The 18,993-nt window shown below is 63.7% G+C and carries 16 protein-coding genes and 1 other RNA gene; 14 read left to right on the forward strand and 3 right to left on the reverse strand.

Annotation, left to right across the window (positions count from 1 at the left end):
* Positions 1–14: 14 nt before the first annotated feature.
* The 3 genes from M2267_RS06085 to M2267_RS06095 all read right to left on the reverse strand — a co-directional run bounded on the left by M2267_RS06085 (position 15) and on the right by M2267_RS06095 (position 3,159).
* Entirely contained in the window at positions 15–1,061 is a 1,047-nt protein-coding gene (locus M2267_RS06085; RefSeq protein WP_429113233.1) for a transglycosylase SLT domain-containing protein, read from the reverse strand.
* Between the two features lie 116 nt (positions 1,062–1,177).
* Complete coding sequence (locus M2267_RS06090; protein ID WP_429113236.1) at positions 1,178–1,813, reverse strand: LysE family translocator; 636 nt, start codon at positions 1,811–1,813, stop codon at positions 1,178–1,180.
* 128 nt (positions 1,814–1,941) lie between these two features.
* Positions 1,942–3,159 carry a pyrophosphate--fructose-6-phosphate 1-phosphotransferase gene (locus M2267_RS06095; RefSeq protein WP_043615863.1) on the reverse strand — a complete coding sequence of 406 codons (1,218 nt, stop codon included), beginning with the start codon at positions 3,157–3,159 and terminating at the stop codon, positions 1,942–1,944.
* Between the two features lie 430 nt (positions 3,160–3,589).
* On the opposite strand from M2267_RS06095, the gene M2267_RS06100 reads away from it, so the two are divergent.
* The 14 genes from M2267_RS06100 (at position 3,590) to ftsW (ending at position 18,992) form a co-directional block, all read left to right on the forward strand.
* Complete coding sequence (locus tag M2267_RS06100; protein WP_043615866.1) at positions 3,590–4,297, forward strand: J domain-containing protein; 708 nt, start codon at positions 3,590–3,592, stop codon at positions 4,295–4,297.
* Positions 4,294–5,058, forward strand: coding sequence for an N-acetylmuramoyl-L-alanine amidase (locus M2267_RS06105; protein WP_429113240.1), 765 nt, complete (start codon positions 4,294–4,296; stop codon positions 5,056–5,058). Before M2267_RS06100 ends, M2267_RS06105 begins: the two co-directional genes overlap by 4 nt.
* Positions 5,059–5,281: 223 nt before the next feature.
* On the forward strand, positions 5,282–5,809 hold the full coding sequence (locus M2267_RS06110; RefSeq protein WP_043615871.1) for a lytic transglycosylase domain-containing protein: 528 nt from the start codon (positions 5,282–5,284) through the stop codon (positions 5,807–5,809).
* Between the two features lie 295 nt (positions 5,810–6,104).
* Positions 6,105–7,295 (forward strand): NAD(P)/FAD-dependent oxidoreductase, encoded by a 1,191-nt coding sequence (locus tag M2267_RS06115; protein WP_429113242.1) that lies wholly within the window; start codon positions 6,105–6,107, stop codon positions 7,293–7,295.
* Between the two features lie 105 nt (positions 7,296–7,400).
* An RNA gene (gene rnpB / locus M2267_RS06120) (RNase P RNA component class A) lies at positions 7,401–7,800 on the forward strand.
* A gap of 605 nt (positions 7,801–8,405) precedes the next feature.
* Entirely contained in the window at positions 8,406–8,846 is a 441-nt protein-coding gene (mraZ, locus tag M2267_RS06125; protein ID WP_429113244.1) for a division/cell wall cluster transcriptional repressor MraZ, read from the forward strand.
* A gap of 14 nt (positions 8,847–8,860) precedes the next feature.
* Positions 8,861–9,886 carry a 16S rRNA (cytosine(1402)-N(4))-methyltransferase RsmH gene (gene rsmH, locus M2267_RS06130; protein WP_429113246.1) on the forward strand — a complete coding sequence of 342 codons (1,026 nt, stop codon included), beginning with the start codon at positions 8,861–8,863 and terminating at the stop codon, positions 9,884–9,886.
* A 6-nt stretch (positions 9,887–9,892) separates the two neighbouring features.
* Positions 9,893–10,276: a cell division protein FtsL gene (gene ftsL / locus M2267_RS06135; RefSeq protein ID WP_043615877.1), complete on the forward strand. Its 384-nt coding sequence runs from the start codon at positions 9,893–9,895 to the stop codon at positions 10,274–10,276.
* The gene (locus M2267_RS06140; RefSeq protein WP_429113249.1) at positions 10,276–12,024 is read left to right on the forward strand and encodes a peptidoglycan D,D-transpeptidase FtsI family protein; all 1,749 of its coding nucleotides are present in this window, start codon (positions 10,276–10,278) and stop codon (positions 12,022–12,024) included. The genes ftsL and M2267_RS06140 overlap by 1 nt, the downstream gene beginning before the upstream one ends.
* Positions 12,025–12,090: 66 nt before the next feature.
* Positions 12,091–13,554, forward strand: a complete 1,464-nt coding sequence (locus M2267_RS06145) for a UDP-N-acetylmuramoyl-L-alanyl-D-glutamate--2,6-diaminopimelate ligase (protein WP_429113251.1) — start codon at positions 12,091–12,093, stop codon at positions 13,552–13,554.
* A 1-nt stretch (position 13,555) separates the two neighbouring features.
* Positions 13,556–15,010: a UDP-N-acetylmuramoylalanyl-D-glutamyl-2,6-diaminopimelate--D-alanyl-D-alanine ligase gene (locus M2267_RS06150; RefSeq protein WP_429113253.1), complete on the forward strand. Its 1,455-nt coding sequence runs from the start codon at positions 13,556–13,558 to the stop codon at positions 15,008–15,010.
* Positions 15,011–15,242: 232 nt separating this feature from the next.
* Positions 15,243–16,343: a phospho-N-acetylmuramoyl-pentapeptide-transferase gene (gene mraY / locus M2267_RS06155; RefSeq protein ID WP_043615886.1), complete on the forward strand. Its 1,101-nt coding sequence runs from the start codon at positions 15,243–15,245 to the stop codon at positions 16,341–16,343.
* 6 nt (positions 16,344–16,349) lie between these two features.
* A complete protein-coding gene (murD, locus tag M2267_RS06160) occupies positions 16,350–17,741 on the forward strand; it encodes a UDP-N-acetylmuramoyl-L-alanine--D-glutamate ligase (protein WP_429113256.1) in 1,392 nt (463 codons plus the stop codon).
* 96 nt (positions 17,742–17,837) lie between these two features.
* A complete protein-coding gene (gene ftsW / locus M2267_RS06165; RefSeq protein WP_043615892.1) occupies positions 17,838–18,992 on the forward strand; it encodes a putative lipid II flippase FtsW in 1,155 nt (384 codons plus the stop codon).
* Position 18,993 lies beyond the last annotated feature (1 nt).

Raw genomic sequence — 18,993 nt, forward strand, 5'->3', positions numbered from 1 at the left:
ACCGGATGGCCGGCTTACTTCATGCCGAGCTCTTCGAGCAGGCCCTTGCGCTTGGCGTGGTAGTAATAGCCGCTGGCATAGAGCTTGACTGCGCCGTCATGCTGGTTGTCGGCCACCATCCAGGCGCCATGCAGATACTTGGTCGCGTATTTGAGGTTGGTTTCGGCGTCGAACAGACCTTCGGCCGGACCGTCATAGCCGAGACCCTTGGCGGTGTTGTAGCGGATCTGCATCAGGCCGTAATTGCCCTTGCTGTAGGCGCGCGGATTGTAGTTGCTCTCGCGCTTGACGACGCGGTGCACCAGTTCCACCGGAATGCCGTTGAGATCGGCATAGTACTTGATCATCTTGTCGAGTTCGGGACGCGAGCTCGTCGGCGTCTTGGTGAACTTCATCGAATCCGGAATGACGTTGGCGACTGCGGCCACCGTCGAGCCGATCACACCGGTCTTCGGGCGCTCGGTCGGAACGATCATGCGGTTGGCGACCAGCGTTTCGAGGCCGACCGGTTCGCCGGTGTCGAAGTCCGATTCCATTGCGGCCGCAACTGCGAGCGTCGAGACCGGCAGGTCCTGGACGCGCGTGGTCTTGGTTGCCGCCGGCGAAAGGGCGGCGGATGCAACTTGCGTTGCGTCGGCGGGCGAGGGGGCTTCTGCGGCGGAAATCGCCGCGCTGGCGCCGTTCTGGGTCGTCGGGGCAACCATGGCAAGCGCCATGGTGTCGCCCGGCTTGGACGCGGGAACCGCGACCAGTGCAGGGGCAGCTTCGGCGCCCTGTGCCAGATCGGTCGCGACCGGATAGGTGGCGGCGACGCCAGCGGCCTGGCCGGCCGTCTGAGCCGTCAAGGCAGCGCTCGTGGCGGTGGCCACACCATCGGGTGTGGGCAGCGCATAGGCCGTCATTTCCGTGCCGGGCTTGGCGAGGGGCGTGACCGTCTGCACGGCCGTGAGGTCTGCCAGCGACGTGTGCTCTACCGTTGAGCATCCCGAGACGATGGTCGCCGACAACAAAGCTGCCATGCCAAACGTCTGTTTGGAAAGGGAAATACGGTAATTCGCCATTCTGTCACTTTCGTGCTTCTGGGCCCCGTAGCCCCTGCAAATCAGCGGTTGCCAGCCGCCAAGCGTGAATCTCCATTAACCTATGAGGCTGGCGGCGGCAAGCGTGGGGGCGAATTTCAGGCCGTCGCCCGCTTCATCGTCGCCGTCAGAAGCCCGGCGCCGATCAGCATGGAGCCGCCGGCGCGGTTGACGATCCGGCGTACATTCGGCTTGGAAATTGTGCTGCGGGCGGCGGTCGCAAGGGCTGCATAGAGGCTGGCGTTGAGGATCGCGAGCGTCAGGAACGTCAGCTCGAAAATCGCCATCTGGGTAAAGAGCGGCTGGCCGAGATCGAGGAACTGCGGCAGGAAGGCGACGAAGAAGACGATGCTCTTCGGGTTCAGTGCGGTCACGGCATAGGTATGAAAGAAGATGCGCAGCGGGCGTTCCGTCGACGTGGTTTCGAGGTCGGCGTCGCCGCCGGCGGCCACCGGCGCGCGCCAGAGCTTGATGCCGAGCCAGATGAGATAGGCAGCGCCCACCCATTTCAACACGGTGAAGATGGCGGCGGAGGTGGCAAGCAGGGCGCCGAGGCCGAGCATGGAGGCGGTCATGGCGGTGAAATCGCCGAGCGCCACGCCGGCGACCGTCGCGCCTGCTGTTCTGCGGCCATGGCCGAGCGCATAGGAAATGACGAGGAGAATGGTGGGGCCGGGGATAGCGAGCAGCACGGCCGAGGCCGCGGCAAAGGCAAACCAGTGTTCGAACGACATGAAAAAAGCTCCGCGTTTGAGGGCGTCTCGGCAATCAATTTGCCGAGCCAGCCACGGAAACGCGGAGCCGTCAACGTCTAATCAGGCGTTGTCGGCGGATGTCCTATGCACCCGCCGGCAAGTGTCGTTCAGTGCTTCTGGGCTTTCCACTTCTGGCCGATGACGTCCATCACCTCGCCGAACCACTTGGTCGAGGTGTCGAACTGCTTGCCGCCCTTGATGCGCGGGAACTCGATGGTGCGCAGCTTGCCACCCTGGTCCTCGTCATGACCGGTGACGCCCGAGACCTTGTTGAGCGCGCTTTCAACGGCGAGATCGACCATGCTCTGGATCAGGCGCAGGTCGTCGCCGTTGGCCGGAGCCGAGCGGGCGTAGTAGCCGGACTTCTGCACCATGGAGCGCTCGGCGCCGAGAAGGGCCGCGAACTGCTTGGAGAACCAGTTGCCGACATTGATGGTGTCGATCTTCACGTGGCCGAAGGCGTCGCGCTTGACGGTCTCGCCGGCGGCTTCCCGTTCGGCGACGATGGCGTCGAGGCAGGCGCCTTCACTGACGAACAGCGTGACGAAGCCCGAGCGGTCCATGACCTGGCGCAGGCGGTCTGCTTCGGCCTGCAGGTCGAATTTCATCTCCGGCAGGTAAAGGCCGTCGATGTTCTTCATCTGCCGGTTCATCATGAAGCCGTCGACGAATTCCTTGTCGTCGGTCATCTGGATGTAGGAGCGGGCGGTGGCCGCCGTCAGCCAGCCGCAGTGGCGGCCCATGACTTCATGGACGACGAGCGTGCGCGGAGCGGCGCTCTGTTCGTTGCTGACATTGTCGAAGAAGCGGGCGCCGTATTCGGCAGCCGTCCAGGCGCCGAGCGTCTGGCGGATCGGAACGACGTCGTTGTCGACGGTCTTCGGCAGGCCGACCACGGTCAGGTCGTAGCCGTTGGCGCCGAGATAGGCGGCAAGATCGGCAGCGGTCGTGTTGGTATCGTCGCCGCCGATGGTATGCAGGATCGAGATGCCGTCCTTGGCAAGGCGTTCGGCTGCGACACGCAGCGGGTTTTCGCCTTCCTTGACCAGGCCGCGCTTGACGCAGTCGGCGGCGTTGGTGAGCTTGACGCGGCTGTTGCCGATCGGCGAGCCGCCATGGCGGTGCAGGATATGGGCCTTCTCGCGCATGTCGCGGGTGATTTCGATCTGGTCACCAAGGAGCACGCCCTGGTAACCCGAGCGGTAGGCGACCAGTTCGTATTCGGGCGCTATGTCCGTATAGCGCTCGATCAGTCCTCCAACGGCCGATGACAGACAGGGTGCGAGCCCGCCGGCCGTCAGCATTGCGACTTTTTTCTTGGCCATGTTTCCTCCTCGGGACTTTGGCATGCGATGGGTGCGGCCTCCATAGCGCAAATCGGATGGAATTTAAATGACGGCCCTGTGGATGTTGTGTCGAGGCGGGGAGGGAACGGTCGCGTCCTGCCGTCGGAGACGAAGGGCAGGCCCGGCGCCGCGCCGATTGTCGCAGGCGCCGACCGGCGATCAGAAGGCGCGGCCTTCGCAGGCGGTGCATTCGGCGCGTTTTGCGGCATAAATTTGCCGCTTCGGATCGCTAGGGTGTTCCCGAGGGAACAGCTTTCCGTCTACCAGCTGTCGCAAGTTCCAATCGATGGATTGACAATAGTGAGGTGCCATCACAAATTCGTCATCCTCGTGGTTCGGACCATCCCACCGCTTGCAATTTGCCACCACACAAGTCCATGCTATACGCTGGAGAGACAGGGATTCTCGCATGTCATTCTGGGACAGCCTCCTCAAGATCGTTACCGCCACCGGCAATGCGCTTGCCGGCGTGGTCGAGGCCGTGCGTACCCTGTTTGAGGGCGATCCGGAGACACGGCGCAAGGTCGCCTTCTCCGTCGCGATGATCGCGCTTTCGGCCAAGATGGCCAAGGCCGACGGCATCGTCAGCGAAGCCGAGGTCGCCGCCTTCCGCGACATCTTCCAGTTCCCGCCCGACCAGGCGCAGAACGTCGCGCGTCTCTATAACCTGGCGCGCCAGGACGTCGCCGGCTACGAGGCCTATGCCGAGAAGATGGCGTCGCTGTGTTCGTCCTGCGAAGAAAACTGCCCGATCCTCGAAGATATCGTCGACGGCCTGTTCCACATCGCCAAGTCCGACGGTGCGGTTCACGAGCGCGAATTGGCGTTTCTGTTGCGGGTCGGCGAGATCTTCGGCATGGACGAGGCGCATTTCGGTCGCATCATGGCCCGTCATGTGCACGGCGACGGTCGCGACCCCTATCAGGTGCTCGGCGTTTCGCGTAAGGATGATTTCGCCGACATCCGCAAGCGCTACCGTGTGCTGGTTTCCGAGAACCACCCGGACATGCTGGTTGCGCGCGGCGTACCGCAAGAATTCCACGCGATCGCCAATGATCGCATGGCGGCCCTCAATGCCGCCTATGAGGCGATCGAGAAAGAACGCCGAGCTGCATGACGTCTAAATACTGCGACTATCCGGGGGCTCGCTTCATGCCGTCGCCGAATTTCGGCGAGCGCGCTGACAAGCGGGCGCCGGATATGATCGTGTTGCACTACACCGGCATGGCGACGGGCGCTTCGGCGCTCGAATGGCTGTGTCGTGAAGAGAGCCAGGTTTCCAGCCACTATTTCGTTCACGAGGACGGGCGTGTTGACCAGCTCGTGCCTGAGACGTTGCGTGCCTGGCACGCGGGCAAGAGCTACTGGAAGGGCGAGACCGACATCAATTCCTCTTCGATCGGCATCGAGATCGCCAATCCCGGCCACCCCGGCGGACTGCCGGATTTCCCGGAAAAACAGATCGAAGCGGTCGTCGAATTGTGTCGGGACTGTGGCCAGCGGTGGTCGATCGCCCCGGAAAGGGTGCTGGCGCACAGCGATATCGCCCCCATTCGCAAGGTCGATCCGGGAGAAAAATTTCCCTGGCACGTCCTTCACCACGAAGGGGTCGGGCACTGGGTTGAGCCGGCGCCGATCGGCGGCGGGCGCTTCTTTCAGCGCGGCGACCGCGGCCAGCCGGTCGAGGCCATCCAGTCGATGCTGTCGCTCTATGGCTACGGCATTGAAGTAACTGGCGATTTCTGCGAAAAAACCGAGGGCGCCGTTGCCGCGTTCCAAAGGCATTTCCGGCAACAGAGGGTGGACGGCATCGCCGACATCTCAACCCTCGATACGCTCCATCGCCTGCTTTCCGGGCTGCCGCAATTCATCGCCTGACGCGGAAGAATTTTTCGTCCTGAAGCCAGTTTTGCGGATGTTCGTGGCATGTTTTTTTAGCTTTGCCACATGTTTACCATGATGCGCCGTTCATTTCCCGCTCATTGAAACTGCAGGAGCTTCAGGGCGCAACGCTCACTTCCTGTGAATGAAACGATCGGGACGTGAGGCTCGAAGCGGGGTGCGCTTCGGTCCAATCCCCAGACCGGAGAATTCAAACTACATGAGAATATCGTCTGTTGCTGCGGTGGCGGCATGCCTTGGCATGTCCTTCGCCGGGATGGGTACGTCGTATGCGGGGAATGTCGACAAGACCATCAAGACCTCTTCCATCCCGTCCGTCACCCGGACCACAGGCTTCCCGAAACCGGACCTTCCCAAGAACGTTCAGTATTCAGCCCTCATCAAGAGCTATGCGAAGCAGTACGGCGTACCCGTCGATCTGGCGCATGCGGTCGTCAAGGTCGAAAGCAATTTCAATCCCAAGGCACGCGGCAGCGCCGGCGAAATCGGCCTGATGCAGATCAAGCCCGCCACGGCGCGCATGATGGGCTATTCCGGCTCCTCCAAGGGTCTCTACGATCCGGAAACCAACATCAAGTTCGGCATGAAGTATCTCGCCATGGCGCACGAACTGTCGGGCGGCACCACCTGTGGCACGATCCTGAAGTACAATGCCGGCCATGGCGCCAAGCGCATGAACCCGGTTTCCAAGCGCTATTGCGGCAAGGTCCAGGACATCATCGACTAGAACACCGCGCGTTCCACTGGGCGCACGAAGAACGCACAGGCGTTCTCAGACCAGAGCATCTTTTCGCCTCGGTGGTTCCACTTGAGAGCGGGCGCTCCGGTCGATCGACAGACAAGCGTGGGTGACGCATTTGCCCGCGCGACGAGAGAGCATCATCCGCCGGCCACGCGGCCATGGCGGATGCTCCAGCCGGACAGGTCTCGCGTTCCGGCGCACCAATTAAATCCTTGAGTGGTGGTGTCCTGTCGGCGCCGATATGCTACCTCCTTCCCGTGTCAGCGGAGCGGGGATGGGCATGTCGGAAAGCTTTGATTTCATTGTCGTCGGCAAGGGCATGATGGGCGCGGCTGCTGCCCGGCACCTGGCGCTGTCGGGGGCGAACGTTGCGCTCGTCGGCCCGGACGAACCGAGCGACTGGGCTAGCCATTCCGGCGTCTTTTCCAGCCATTACGACAATGCCCGCATCACCCGCACCATCGACGACGATCCTGTCTGGGCGCGCCTTGCCCGGCGCTCGATCGAGCGCTACGACGAGATCGAGCGCGAGAGCGGCATCCGGTTCTATCATGAGGTCGGCTGCCTGATGGCCGGGCCGGCGCCGGGATCGAGCTACGACTATATCGAGCAGGTGGAAAGGGCACGGGACGCGCTCGGCGTCGAGGCTCCACTCTACGACCGCGAGACGCTGTCGCAGCGCTTTCCCTGGTTCCGTTTTCCCGAGGGAGCGGCCGGCGTTTACGAGCGCCTTGGCGCCGGTTACGTTAATCCGCGTGCGCTCGTTGCCGCACAGGTCGTCTGCGCCGAGAGGGCCGACGCGCGGATCGTGCGCGACGAGGTTCGCTCCATCGCAGAAACCGCCGGCCGGGTGATCGTTACCACGCTCAAGGGCGATCGGCTGACGGCGCCGCGGGTCATCGTCGCGGCCGGTGGCTTCTCGCTTTCCAACACGCTGCTGCCGCGGCCGATCGACCTGACGGTGAAGGCCCGCACGGTGCTGTTCGCGGAGGTGGCGGCGAGCGAGCTGCCTGACTTCGAGGGCATGCCTTCGCTGATCGGTGCGGCGCCAGAGCAGGAGAAGAGCTACTACCTGCTGCCGCCGGTCGGCTATGCCGACGGCAAGACCTACATCAAAATCGGCGGCGATCCGAGCGATAGAACGCTTGATGATGAGCCGGCGATACGGCACTGGTTCCGCGGGCCGGGCGGTGCCGCCGCAGCCGAGCATCTGCGTCGGCTGCTGGCCGAGGTGATGCCCGCTTTCAAGCCGGCCTCCACTCATTTTTCGCCCTGCGTCACCTCGTTCACCCGGCATGGCCTGCCCTATATCGGTTTTGCCGAGAGCGACCGAATCGCTGTCGTCACCGGCGGTAACGGCCAGGCGGCAAAAAGCTCCGATGAAATCGGCAGGCTCGGCGCTGTCCTCGTGCAAAACGGCCGGATCGATGAGCCCGAATACGGCGCCGATTTCGCGGTGGCCTTCCGTTAGGCGAAGGCGGCACCGCCAGGCTCCAGCCGATCTGCCTGTTGGTGGCTTTCGAAACCCTGCCGTTTTTTCTGGCGCCGGGCGGGGGCTTGCGTTAAGGAGCGCCTGCCAGTTGGCCGGGCAGCCGCTCTCCGCAAGTGCCGAAAGGCCGCGGGGGGAGGAAAGTCCGGGCTCCACGGAAGCACGGTGCCGGATAACGTCCGGCGAGGGTGACCTCAGGGAAAGTGCCACAGAAAGCAAACCGCTCCGCTTGCGGAGTAAGGGTGAAAGGGTGGGGTAAGAGCCCACCGCGGACATGGCGACATGGACGGCACGGCAAACCCCACCGGGAGCAAGACCGAATAGGGATGACGCGGACGCGCAAGCGCCCAGCCTGTTTCCGGGCCAGTCATCCGGGTGGGTTGCAAGAGGCTGCGTGCAAACGTAGTCCCAGATGAATGGCTGCCACGTTCCGTTGCCTTCGGGTGGCGGAGCCATACAGAACCCGGCTTACAGGCCAACTGGCGATTTCTCCTCCTTCTCCGGCGGTGAAGGGCGACGTCGCAGCTCCGATCCACCGTGGCAGCTGCAGGCTGTTGCGCTACGGGATGCCGTCGTCTGCCGGCGGCTTGGCCTGTGCCCGGATCCTTGCAATTGCTTGTTTGCGTCATCCTGATTTGGCCTCATGCGCCGCGGCAGTACCGGCTCAGGAAGCACCGGTTTTCTTTGTCGAGGGGTTCTTCCCGCCGCTTGGGCAATGCGCAGATTCCCTGTTCCTGCGCTTTTTCTCACATTCTGATTTTTCAACGATTTGAAGCCGTTCGACCGTCGCATTCGCGGACAGTGGGGGTCTCATCGTAACGCTTCGTTAAACTTAACAACCTATCAATATTTGATCAGCCCGACGGCTGTTTACGATCCAATCCCATTGACGCCCATATGGTCCCATGATATCCCATAATGGCACTGCGCAGGGGCTGCTTCGCGGCCCGACATCGCAAGAATCCAATGCCTTCCGGCTTCGGAAGGTGGTCGGGCATTCCACTGTTCGGCGGGGCTGTCTTGCGTGCGGAGTGACGTGTTCTCGCGGGTCGATGATCGTGGCCCGTCAGTCTTGGGCGGCCGTTTCGCGTTATGAACCGCTTCTTGTCACATGCCACCAATCGGATCGATGCGAAGGGGCGGGTCTCCGTTCCCTCGGCGTTTCGCTCCGTGCTGTCGGATGGGGGCGTTCGGGAGCTATACTGTTTTCAGGATTTCGTCTTTCCGGCGGTCAGTGTCGGCGGGCCGGAGCTCCTGGATCGGTTCGAGAAGCAGATGGCGGCCGAGGATCCATTTTCTCCGGAAGCCAACGAGATGTCGCTGCTGGTTCACGGTGGCGGCGTCTTCGTGAAGCTCGATCCGGAAGGCCGGTTGATGATGACGGATTTCATCCGCGACTTCACCGGAATCTCGACCGACGTGATGTTCGTCGGGCGGGGCGATTATTTTCAGCTCTGGGAGCCGCAGGCCTTCGTCAAGGCGCAAGCGGTGGCCCGGGAAGGGCGCAAGTCACGGGGGTTGCGTCCAGAATAGAATGGAGAGAGGGAATGGTGACGGATCAAGGCGGAGGTATTTCTGAAGCCGAAGGCGGATCGGTTCGTCACATTCCCGTTCTCTTGCCGGAAGTTCTGGCGGCCCTTGAGCCGGCGCCCGGCAAGGTGATCCTCGATGGCACCTTCGGTGCCGGTGGTTACAGCTCCGCAATCCTGAAAGCCGGTGCCGACGTGATCGCGCTCGACCGCGACCCGACGGCGATTGCCGCCGGCCAGGCGCAGGTCGCCGAGTGGGGCGGTCGGCTGAAGCTTATTCATGCGCAATTCTCCGACCTTGCCGCCCAGGCGCCCGAGGGCGGGCTTGATGGCGTCGTGCTCGATATCGGCGTTTCCTCCATGCAGATCGACGAGGCCGAGCGCGGTTTCTCCTTCCAGAAGAAGGGGCCGCTCGACATGCGCATGTCGGCGTCAGGCGTCTCTGCCGCCGACGTGGTCAACCGCGCCAAGGTCTCCGACCTCATCCGCATCTTCGGTTTTCTCGGTGAAGAGAAGCAGGCGGGCCGCATCGCCCGCGCCATCGAGAAGCGCCGGGCCGAACAGCCTTTCGAAACGACCCGCGACCTTGCCGGCCTGATCGAGGTGGTGACGCCGCGCAAGGCCAAGGACAAGATCCATCCCGCCACCCGCGTCTTCCAGGCGCTGCGCATCTTCGTCAACGACGAGCTCGGCGAACTGGCTGAGGCGCTGTTTGCGGCCGAGAAGGCGCTGAAACCGGGCGGCCGCCTCGTCGTCGTTACCTTCCATTCGCTCGAAGACCGTATCGTCAAGGCATTCTTCCAGGACCGCTCCGGCAAGGCCAGCGGTTCGCGCCACCTGCCGATGGTTTCGGCGCGGGCGGCAACCTTCACGCCAGTTGGCAAGCCTATGGTGTCGGCCAGCGAGGAAGAAGCGTCCCTCAATCCGCGTGCGCGCTCCGCCAAGCTGCGCGCCGGTATCCGCACTGAGGCTCAGTCGCCGGGAAACGATCTGTCCATTTTCAATCTGCCGGAACTGGCAAGCCTTGCACGGCTGGGGGGCTGACAAGACATGCTTCGAACGTTCGATATCGTTCTGATCGTCGTCATGACGGCCGCGGCCACGGTGACCTACACGATCAAGCATCGCGCCGAAAACAAGCTTGAGGAAGTCCGCAGGCTCGACGTGGCAATCAAGCTCGAGGAAGACACGATCGACCTGCTTCGGGCCGACTGGGCGCTTCTGACCCAGCCGAACCGGCTTGAGCGCCTCGTCGGCGCCTTCGGGGCCGACCTGCAGCTCGTTCCGACCCCCTCGACGCAGCTCGCCCAGCCGCAGGAACTGCCGATGATGAAGGCCGATCTGCCCGTGCCCGAGGACAAGTCGGCCAAGGATGGCATCGCTGCCATCATCGAAAAGACCGATAAGATCGCAACTGGCTCGGTGGCGCGCTGATGTCGTTTCTCTCCCGCATCATGGTGTTGAAAAGCAAGGCGCACTTCTCGGCGGGCGGCAACAACCGACCGGCCGAAAGCGGCGTCAACGTCACCTTCCAGGGGACACGCAAGAAGACCACGAACCAGGCGAAGAACCGGGTCGCCATCGTGATCTGCAGCTTCGGCATCGTCTATGCCGTCATCGGCGGCCGCCTGGTGCAATACGGCATGGCGGCGCCCGAGACCGTTTCCAGCATCGGCCGGGCCGACAACCTGATGGCGTCGCGCCCCGACATTCTCGACCGCAACGGCGAGATCCTCGCGACCGACATCCGCACCGTCTCGCTCTATGCCGAGCCGCACAAGATCGTCGATGCCGACGAGGCGGTCGAGCGGCTGGCGACGGTGCTGCCCGACATCAATAGCCGCGAAATCTACAACAAGCTGAAGTCGAAATCGCGCTTTCAATGGCTGCGTCGCCAGCTGACCCCGAAGCAGCAGTCGGAGATCCTGGCGCTCGGCATTCCCGGCGTCGGCTTCCGTCCGGAAAAGCGCCGCTTCTATCCCGGCGGCCACACCGCCGCGCATATCCTCGGCCACGTCAACATCGACAACCGCGGCGTTGCCGGCATGGAGCGCTACATCGACAGCCAGGGGCTGGCCGACCTTGCCGCGATCGGCATGACCAGCGACGCCAAGCTCGAGCCGGTGAAGCTCTCGATCGACGTGCGCGTGCAGAACATCGTGCGCGACGTCATCGATGCCGGCATGAAGAACTACCAGGCGCTCGCTGCCGGCGCCGTCGTGCTCGACGTGCACACCGGCGAAGTGCTGGCCATGGCGTCGGTACCCGACTACGACCCGAACAAGCCGGCCGAAGGGGCGGAAGAGGGCTGGATGAACCGCATGTCGAACGGCACGTTCGAAATGGGCTCCACCTTTAAAACCTTCACCATCGCGATGGGGCTCGATTCCGGCAAGGTGACGCTGAACGACAGCTTCGACGCCTCGGCGCCGATCCGCATCGGCGGCTTCACCATCAAGGACTTCCACGGCAAGCGCCGCGTTCTGACCGTTCCGGAAATCTTCCAGTATTCGTCCAACATCGGCACGGCGAAGATCGCCGACCTCGTCGGCATTCCCGGGCACAAGGAATTCCTGACACGCCTCGGCCTGCTTTCCAAGCTGCCGACCGAACTGCCAGAAGTGAAATCCCCGACGCAGCCGCGCGAATGGAAGAAGATCAACTCGGTCACCATTTCCTTCGGCCACGGCGTCTCGACGACGCCGCTGCAGACGGCGGTCGCGGGTGCCGCACTCGTCAACGGCGGCAAGCTGATCGAGCCGACCTTCCTGCCGCGCACCGAAGAGCAGGCCGACGCGGTCGCCACGCCGGTGGTCAAGAAGAGCACCAGCGACGACATGCGCTTCCTGCTTCGCTGGAACGGCATTGCAGGCTCCGGCAAGCGTGCACTGGTGCCGGGCTTCAACGTCGGCGGCAAGACCGGCACGGCCGACAAGGTGGTCAACGGCCGCTATGCCAGCGACCAGAACTTCAACGCCTTCCTCGCGGCCTTCCCGATCGACAACCCGAAATACATCGTGCTGACCTTCATCGACGCGCCGAAGACCGGCGAGGGTGGCGGGCGCACCGCAGGCTCGAACGCGGCTCCCATGGTTCGTGACATCATCAGCCGCTCTGCGCCGCTGCTCGGTGTCGAACCAAAGTTTGGAGAAGACGGTTCTGCCTTGCTTGTGTCTTATTAGACATGAAATGAGAAAGCGGACGATTCGCGATTCTTGCGGATCGAAATCGATGCGAGACGTGCGTTCATGAAGATCATAGACCTGGCGGGATCGAACTTCCCGGAACTTTCGGCGCAATTGAGCGGCGCTGCCGCCGATATCGACGTTGCCGGACTGACGGCCGATAGCCGGCAGGTTCAGCCAGGGGATCTCTTCGTCGCCGTTTCCGGCAGCAAGGCCAATGGCAGTACCTATGTCGCCGACGCCCTGAAGCGCGGCGCGGTCGCCGTCGTCACCGAAGCTGGCTCTGACGTCGACGCCTCGGCGGCGCCCGTGCTCAAGCTTTCCGAACCCCGCGCCTTTCTCGCCCGCGCTGCCGCTGCCTTCTATGGCCGCCAGCCCGATACCATGGTCGCCGTCACCGGGACCGCCGGCAAGACCTCGGTCGCCTCGTTTACCCGCCAGATCTGGGCCCATTCCGGTCTTGCAGCCGCGATGATCGGCACGACCGGCGTCATCGCGCCGGGGCGTAACGATTACGGTTCGCTGACGACGCCCGATCCGGTGTCGCTGCACAAGCTCTTGGCCGAACTTGCCGATGCAGGCGTCACCCATGCGGCGATGGAGGCCTCCAGCCACGGTCTCGACCAGAGCCGGCTCGACGGCGTGCGCCTTGCGGCTGCCGCCTTCACCAATCTCGGCCGCGACCACATGGACTACCACCCGACGGTGGAGCACTACATGGCCTCCAAGATGCGGCTGTTCGAGGCGCTGTTGCCGAAGGGCGCGCCGGCGGTGATCTTTGCCGACGACCAATGGTCGGACCAGGCGATCGCGGCTGCCCGCAAAGCCAAGCTCGACGTGCGCACCGTTGGCCGCAAGGGCGACTACATCTCGCTGAAGCGGGTCGAACATTTCCGCCACAAGCAGTCGGCCGAAGTGCATGTCGGCGACGACATCTTCGAAATCCACATTCCGCTCGCCGGCGACTTCCAGGTCGCCAATGCGCTCGTTGCGGCAGGCCTTGCCATGTCCACCGGCATCAGCGCCAAGGCGGCCTTCTCCGCGCTTGAAAAGCTGCAGGGTGCCTCCGGTCGTCTCGAACTGGTCGGCCAGACCCGGGACGGCGCGCTCGCCTATGTCGACTACGCCCACAAGCCGGATGCGCTGGAAAACGTGCTCGCCTCGGTGCGCCCGTTCACGACCGGCCGCGTCGTCGTGGTCTTCGGCTGCGGCGGTGACCGTGACAAGGGTAAGCGCCCGATCATGGGCGAGATCGCCACCCGGCTTGCTGACGTGACGATCGTGACCGACGACAATCCGCGCTCGGAAGTGCCGGATGTGATCCGCGCCGAAATCATGGCGGCGGCCAAGGGCGCGATCGAAATCGGCGACCGCGCCACGGCGATCCGCACGGCGGTCGGCATGCTGAAGACCGGCGACACGCTGATCGTCGCCGGCAAGGGGCACGAGGAGGGGCAGACGATCGGCTCCGTCACGCTGCCCTTCTCGGATCATGCGGAGGTCCGCAAGGCATTGGGAGGCTTGTGATTTGAACTGGCTCTGGACAAGCAGCGATCTCCTGGCCGCCATGAATGGCCGGCCTGTCGGCAATCTGCCGGAAGGCATCTCGGGGATCTCCATCGACAGCCGCTCGATCGGCAAGGGCGAAGCTTTCTTCGCGATCAAGGGTGATCGCGTGGATGGCCACGACTATGCGGGCATTGCGCTTGCCAATGGCGCCGCGGTGCTGGTCGTCAGCGAAGGCAAGCTGCCGGCGCTCGGACGGCTGAATGCGCCGATGATCGTCGTCGACGACGTGCTCGAGGCGATGATCCGGCTCGGCTGTGCCGCGCGCGACCGCAGCGCCGCCAAGATCATCGCCGTCACCGGTTCGGTCGGCAAGACAACCACCAAGGAGATGCTGCGCCACGTGCTGCAGCCGCAGGGCCGCGTGCATGCGTCGGTCGCCTCCTTCAACAATCACTGGGGCGTGCCGCTGACGCTTGCACGCATGCCCGAGGCCACCGATTTCGGCGTCTTCGAAATCGGCATGAACCATCCGGGCGAGATCCGGCCGCTGACCGCCATGGTGCGCCCGCATGTGGCCATCGTCACCAGCATCGCCGCCGCCCATCTCGGCAATTTCGAGAGCCTCGACCAGATCGCGGAGGCCAAGGCCGAGATCTTCGAAGGCGTCGTCAATGGCGGCCACGCGCTGATCATTCACGACAGCCCGCAATACAAGCTGCTCGAAGACGCCGCTGCTGCAGCCGGCGTCAGCCATATCCATTCCTTCGGCGCCAACCCGAAGGCCGAATTCCGGCTGGTCGAATTCAGCGGCGGTGCGGAGGGCTCCATTCTCTGGGCCGGCATCGGTGGTCGCACGCTCGAAGTCGCGATCGGTGCCCCCGGGCGTCACATTGCCGAAAACGCGGTTGCGGTTCTGGCAGCGGTCAAGCTTGCCGGCGGCGATCTCGACTATGCGGCTTCGGCGCTCGCAACCATGCAGGCCGAAACGGGCAGGGGCCGGCGCCATACGCTTGTCATCGGCAGCGGTACGCTGAAGCTGATCGACGAGAGCTACAACGCCAATCCGAGCTCGATGCGGGCGGCGATTTCGCTGCTGCGCGACAGCGAGCCGCCGGTCGGCGGCCGTCGCGTTGCCGTGCTCGGCGACATGCTGGAAATGGGCGAACACGCGGCCGAGGTGCATGCGGCACTTGCCCGTCCGCTCATCGAAGCCGGCATCACCGACGTCTGGCTCGCCGGGCCGCTGATGGCGCACCTGCGCGACGCGCTGCCGCCCGAAGTTTCGGTTGTTTACCGCGAGAGCGTCGAGGACCTCAAAGCCTACGCGCTGGCCGCTGTCGCGCCGGGCGACGTCGTCATGATCAAGTCGTCCAAGGGGACCGGCTGCGCCAAGATCGTGCAGGCGTTGATCGACACCTATCCGGCGGCGCAAGCCGAGGAATACGCGGCCGAGGGATCCGAAGCCGAGGGATAGCGGGCAATAAAAGAGCCGGCGGCACCGCCATGATGGCGCGGTGGATACAGTTTGAGGTTAGGCCGCGCGCCCTAACACTTTCTCATGCAAGCGCGTATCGTTTTTCAGATGATTCTGTTGGACGTGTTTCGAAATACTACGGCGCCGCGCTATTCCCGGGGCGGGAAAGCTTCGCTGTAACACTTTAAACTGCTGCATCATTGTGCAGGAAACCTTTGGGGAAAGGTCCCTTATGCTCATTTGGCTCGTGGAACTGGCGGACCACTTTCAGTTTTTCAATCTTTTTCGCTACATCACGTTCCGCACCGGTGCGGCGCTCTTCACGTCGGCCATGATCGTCTTCCTCTTCGGGCCTGCGATGATTGCCTCGCTGCGCATCCGCCAGGGCAAGGGCCAGCCGATCCGCGCCGACGGGCCGCAGACGCATTTCAAGAAGGCCGGCACGCCGACCATGGGCGGCCTGATGATCCTGGCCGGCATCGTCGTTTCGTCGCTGCTGTGGGCCGATCTGTCGAGCGTCTACGTGGTCTCGACGCTGCTCGTCACGCTCGGCTTCGGCGCCATTGGCTTCTACGATGATTACCTCAAGGTTACGAAGCAATCGGACAAGGGCTTTTCCGGCAAGGCGCGCCTCGGCATCGAGTTCGTGATCGCGGCGATCGCCGTGTTCTTCATGATGCAGGCCTCGCTTTCGAGCGGCCCGTCCGGCTCCACCTTCGGCTCCTCCGTCACTTTCCCCTTCTTCAAGGACCTGATCGTCAACCTCGGCTATTTCTTCGTGCTGTTCGGCGGCTTCGTCATCGTCGGCGCCGGCAATGCCGTGAACCTGACCGATGGTCTCGACGGTCTCGCGATCGTGCCTGTGATGATCGCCGCTGCCGCCTTCGGCCTGATCGCGTACCTTGCCGGTAACGCCGTCTTCGCCAACTACCTGCAGATCCATTTCGTGCCCGGCACCGGCGAGCTTGCCGTCATCCTCGGCGCCGTCATCGGCGCCGGCCTCGGCTTCCTCTGGTTCAATGCGCCGCCGGCCGCCATCTTCATGGGCGACACCGGGTCGCTGGCGCTCGGTGGCCTGATCGGCACCGTTGCCGTCGCCGTCAAGCACGAGATCGTCATGATCATCATCGGCGGCCTCTTCGTCATGGAGACCCTGTCGGTCATCATCCAGGTCTTCTGGTTCAAGCGCACCGGCCGCCGCGTCTTCCTGATGGCGCCGATCCACCACCACTTCGAAAAGAAGGGCTGGACCGAAAGCCAGGTCGTGATCCGATTCTGGATCATCGCCGTTATCCTGGCGATGGTCGGCCTCTCCACCCTCAAGCTGCGGTGAGCGACGATGATCCCGGTCACCTCCTTCAAGGGCAGGAAAGTCGCTCTCTTCGGTCTCGGCGGTTCGGGGCTGGCCACGGCTGAGGCGCTCGTCGCCGGTGGCGCCGCGGTCACCGCCTGGGACGACAACCCGGACAGCGTCGCCAAGGCTTCTGCTGCAGGCGTGCCGACGGCGGACCTGCGTACGGTCGACTGGGCGGCCTTTGCCGCCTTCGTGCTTTCGCCCGGCGTGCCGCTGACGCATCCGAAGCCCCACTGGGCCGTGGATCTCGCTCATGCGGCTGGTGTCGAGATCATCGGCGACGTCGAGCTTTTCGTGCGCGAGCGCCGGGCGCATGCGCCCGATTGCGCGTTCATTGCGATTACCGGCACCAACGGCAAATCGACGACGACGGCGCTGATCGCCCATATCCTGAAAGAAAGCGGTCGCGACACCCAGCTCGGCGGTAATATCGGCACGGCGGTGCTGACGCTTGACCCGCCGAAGGCCGGACGCTTCTACGTGGTCGAGTGCTCGTCCTACCAGATCGATCTCGCGCCGACGCTGAACCCGACCGCAGGCATTCTGCTCAATCTCACGCCGGATCATCTCGATCGCCACGGCACGATGCAGCATTACGCCGACATCAAGGAACGGCTGGTTGCCGGCAGCGGCACGGCGATCGTCGGTGTCGACGACAGTTTTTCGGCGCTGATCGCCGATCGCGTCGAGCGGGCCGGTACCAAGACCGTGCGCATTTCGCGCCGCCATGTGCTGGCAAGCGGCCTTTATGCCGAGGGCTCGCGCATCCTGAAGGCCGAGGGCGGCACGTCCAGCCTGTTCGTCGATCTCGACGGTATCCAGACGCTGCGTGGCGGTCACAACGCCCAGAACGCCGCAGCGGCCATCGCGGCCTGCCTTGCGGTCGGCGTCAGTGCTGCGGAAATCCACGCGGGCCTCAAGAGTTTCCCCGGTCTCAAGCACCGCATGCAGCCGGTCGGCCGCAAGGGCGCGGTGGTTTTCGTCAACGACAGCAAGGCGACCAACGCGGATGCGGCGGCGCCTGCGCTTTCGAGCTATGACCGCATCTACTGGATTGCCGGCGGCCTGCCGAAGGAAGGGGGCATCACGACGCTTTCACCCTTCTTCCCGAAGATCGCCAAGGCCTATCTGATCGGCGAGGCCGCACCGGCCTTCGCGGCGACGCTCGGCGACGCGGTGCCCTATGAGATCTCGGGCACGCTGGAGCAGGCAGTGGCGCATGCCGCGGCCGATGCCGGCAGGGACGAGACAGGCGGTTCGGCGGTGATGCTGTCACCGGCTTGCGCAAGCTTCGACCAGTATAAGAACTTCGAAGTACGCGGTGATGCCTTCGTCGGCCATGTGCGCGCGATCGAAGGCGTGACGATGCTGATTTGATCCCTCGACCGGCGCGCAGGCGTGCCGGTCGATGCGGAAGGTGGTGCGGGATTTCGGACGTGGGCGCGATGGGCGCCGGAGAAGGGGACTGACAAGATGGTAAGCCGAGCCGAACGTGGCCCCGTGGCCGACTGGTTCTGGACGATCGACAGGTTCTTTCTGGCGACCTTCATCCTGTTGATGGGCGTCGGCTTCATGCTGTCGTTTGCTGCGAGCCCCGCGGTTGCCGAGCGCATCGGCCTCGACAGCTTCCACTTCGTTCGGCGCCACGCGCTCTTCCTTCTGCCGTCGCTGGTGGTGATGGTCGGCATATCCTTCCTCTCGCCACGCCAGGTCAGGCGGGCGGCGATCCTGCTTCTTGCCGGTTCGCTCGGCATGATGGTGCTGGTGCTCTTCATCGGCGAAGAGGTGAAGGGCTCGATGCGCTGGATCTCGCTCGGCGGGATTTCGATCCAGCCGTCGGAGTTCATGAAGCCGGCCTTCGTCGTCGTCTGCGCCTGGTTGTTCTCGGAGCATGCGCGCCAGCCGGAAATCCCCGGCAATCTCTTCGCCATCCTGCTCTTCGGCATCGTGGCTGCCCTGCTTGTCGCCCAGCCTGACCTTGGCCAGACGATCCTGACGACCGCCGTCTGGGGCGGCATGTTCTTCATGGCCGGCATGCCCTGGCTCTGGATCATCCTGCTTGGAGGTGCGGCACTCGGCGGCTTCTTCGTCGCCTATACGATGCTGCCGCACGTGGCGGCCCGTATCGACAAGTTCCTGACCGGAGAAGGCGACACCTTCCAGATGGACACGGCGCGCGAGGCGATCATCCGCGGCGACTGGTTCGGCCGTGGCCCGGGTGAAGGCATCGTCAAGCGCATCATTCCGGACAGCCACACCGACTTCGTCTTCTCCGTTGCGGCCGAGGAATTCGGCATCGTCTTCTGCATGGTCATCGTCATGATCTTCGCCTTCCTGGTGATGCGCGGCCTCAACCACGCCTTCCGCGAACGCAACGACTTCAACCGGTTCGCCGTTGCCGGCCTGGTGCTCCAGATCGGCATCCAGTCGATGATCAACATCGGCGTGAACCTCGAACTGCTTCCGGCCAAGGGCATGACCCTGCCGCTGATCTCCTATGGTGGCTCGTCCATGGTGGCGATCTGCGTCACTGCCGGCTTCATCCTGGCCTTGACCCGTCACCGCCCGGAGAAGCGCGCCGTGGAGCGCAGCCTGTTTCGGTCCGGCATTGGCGTGCCGGCGGAGTAAA

The sequence above is a fragment of the Ensifer sp. KUDG1 genome, assembly GCF_050434285.1.
GTDB lineage: Bacteria > Pseudomonadota > Alphaproteobacteria > Rhizobiales > Rhizobiaceae > Ensifer.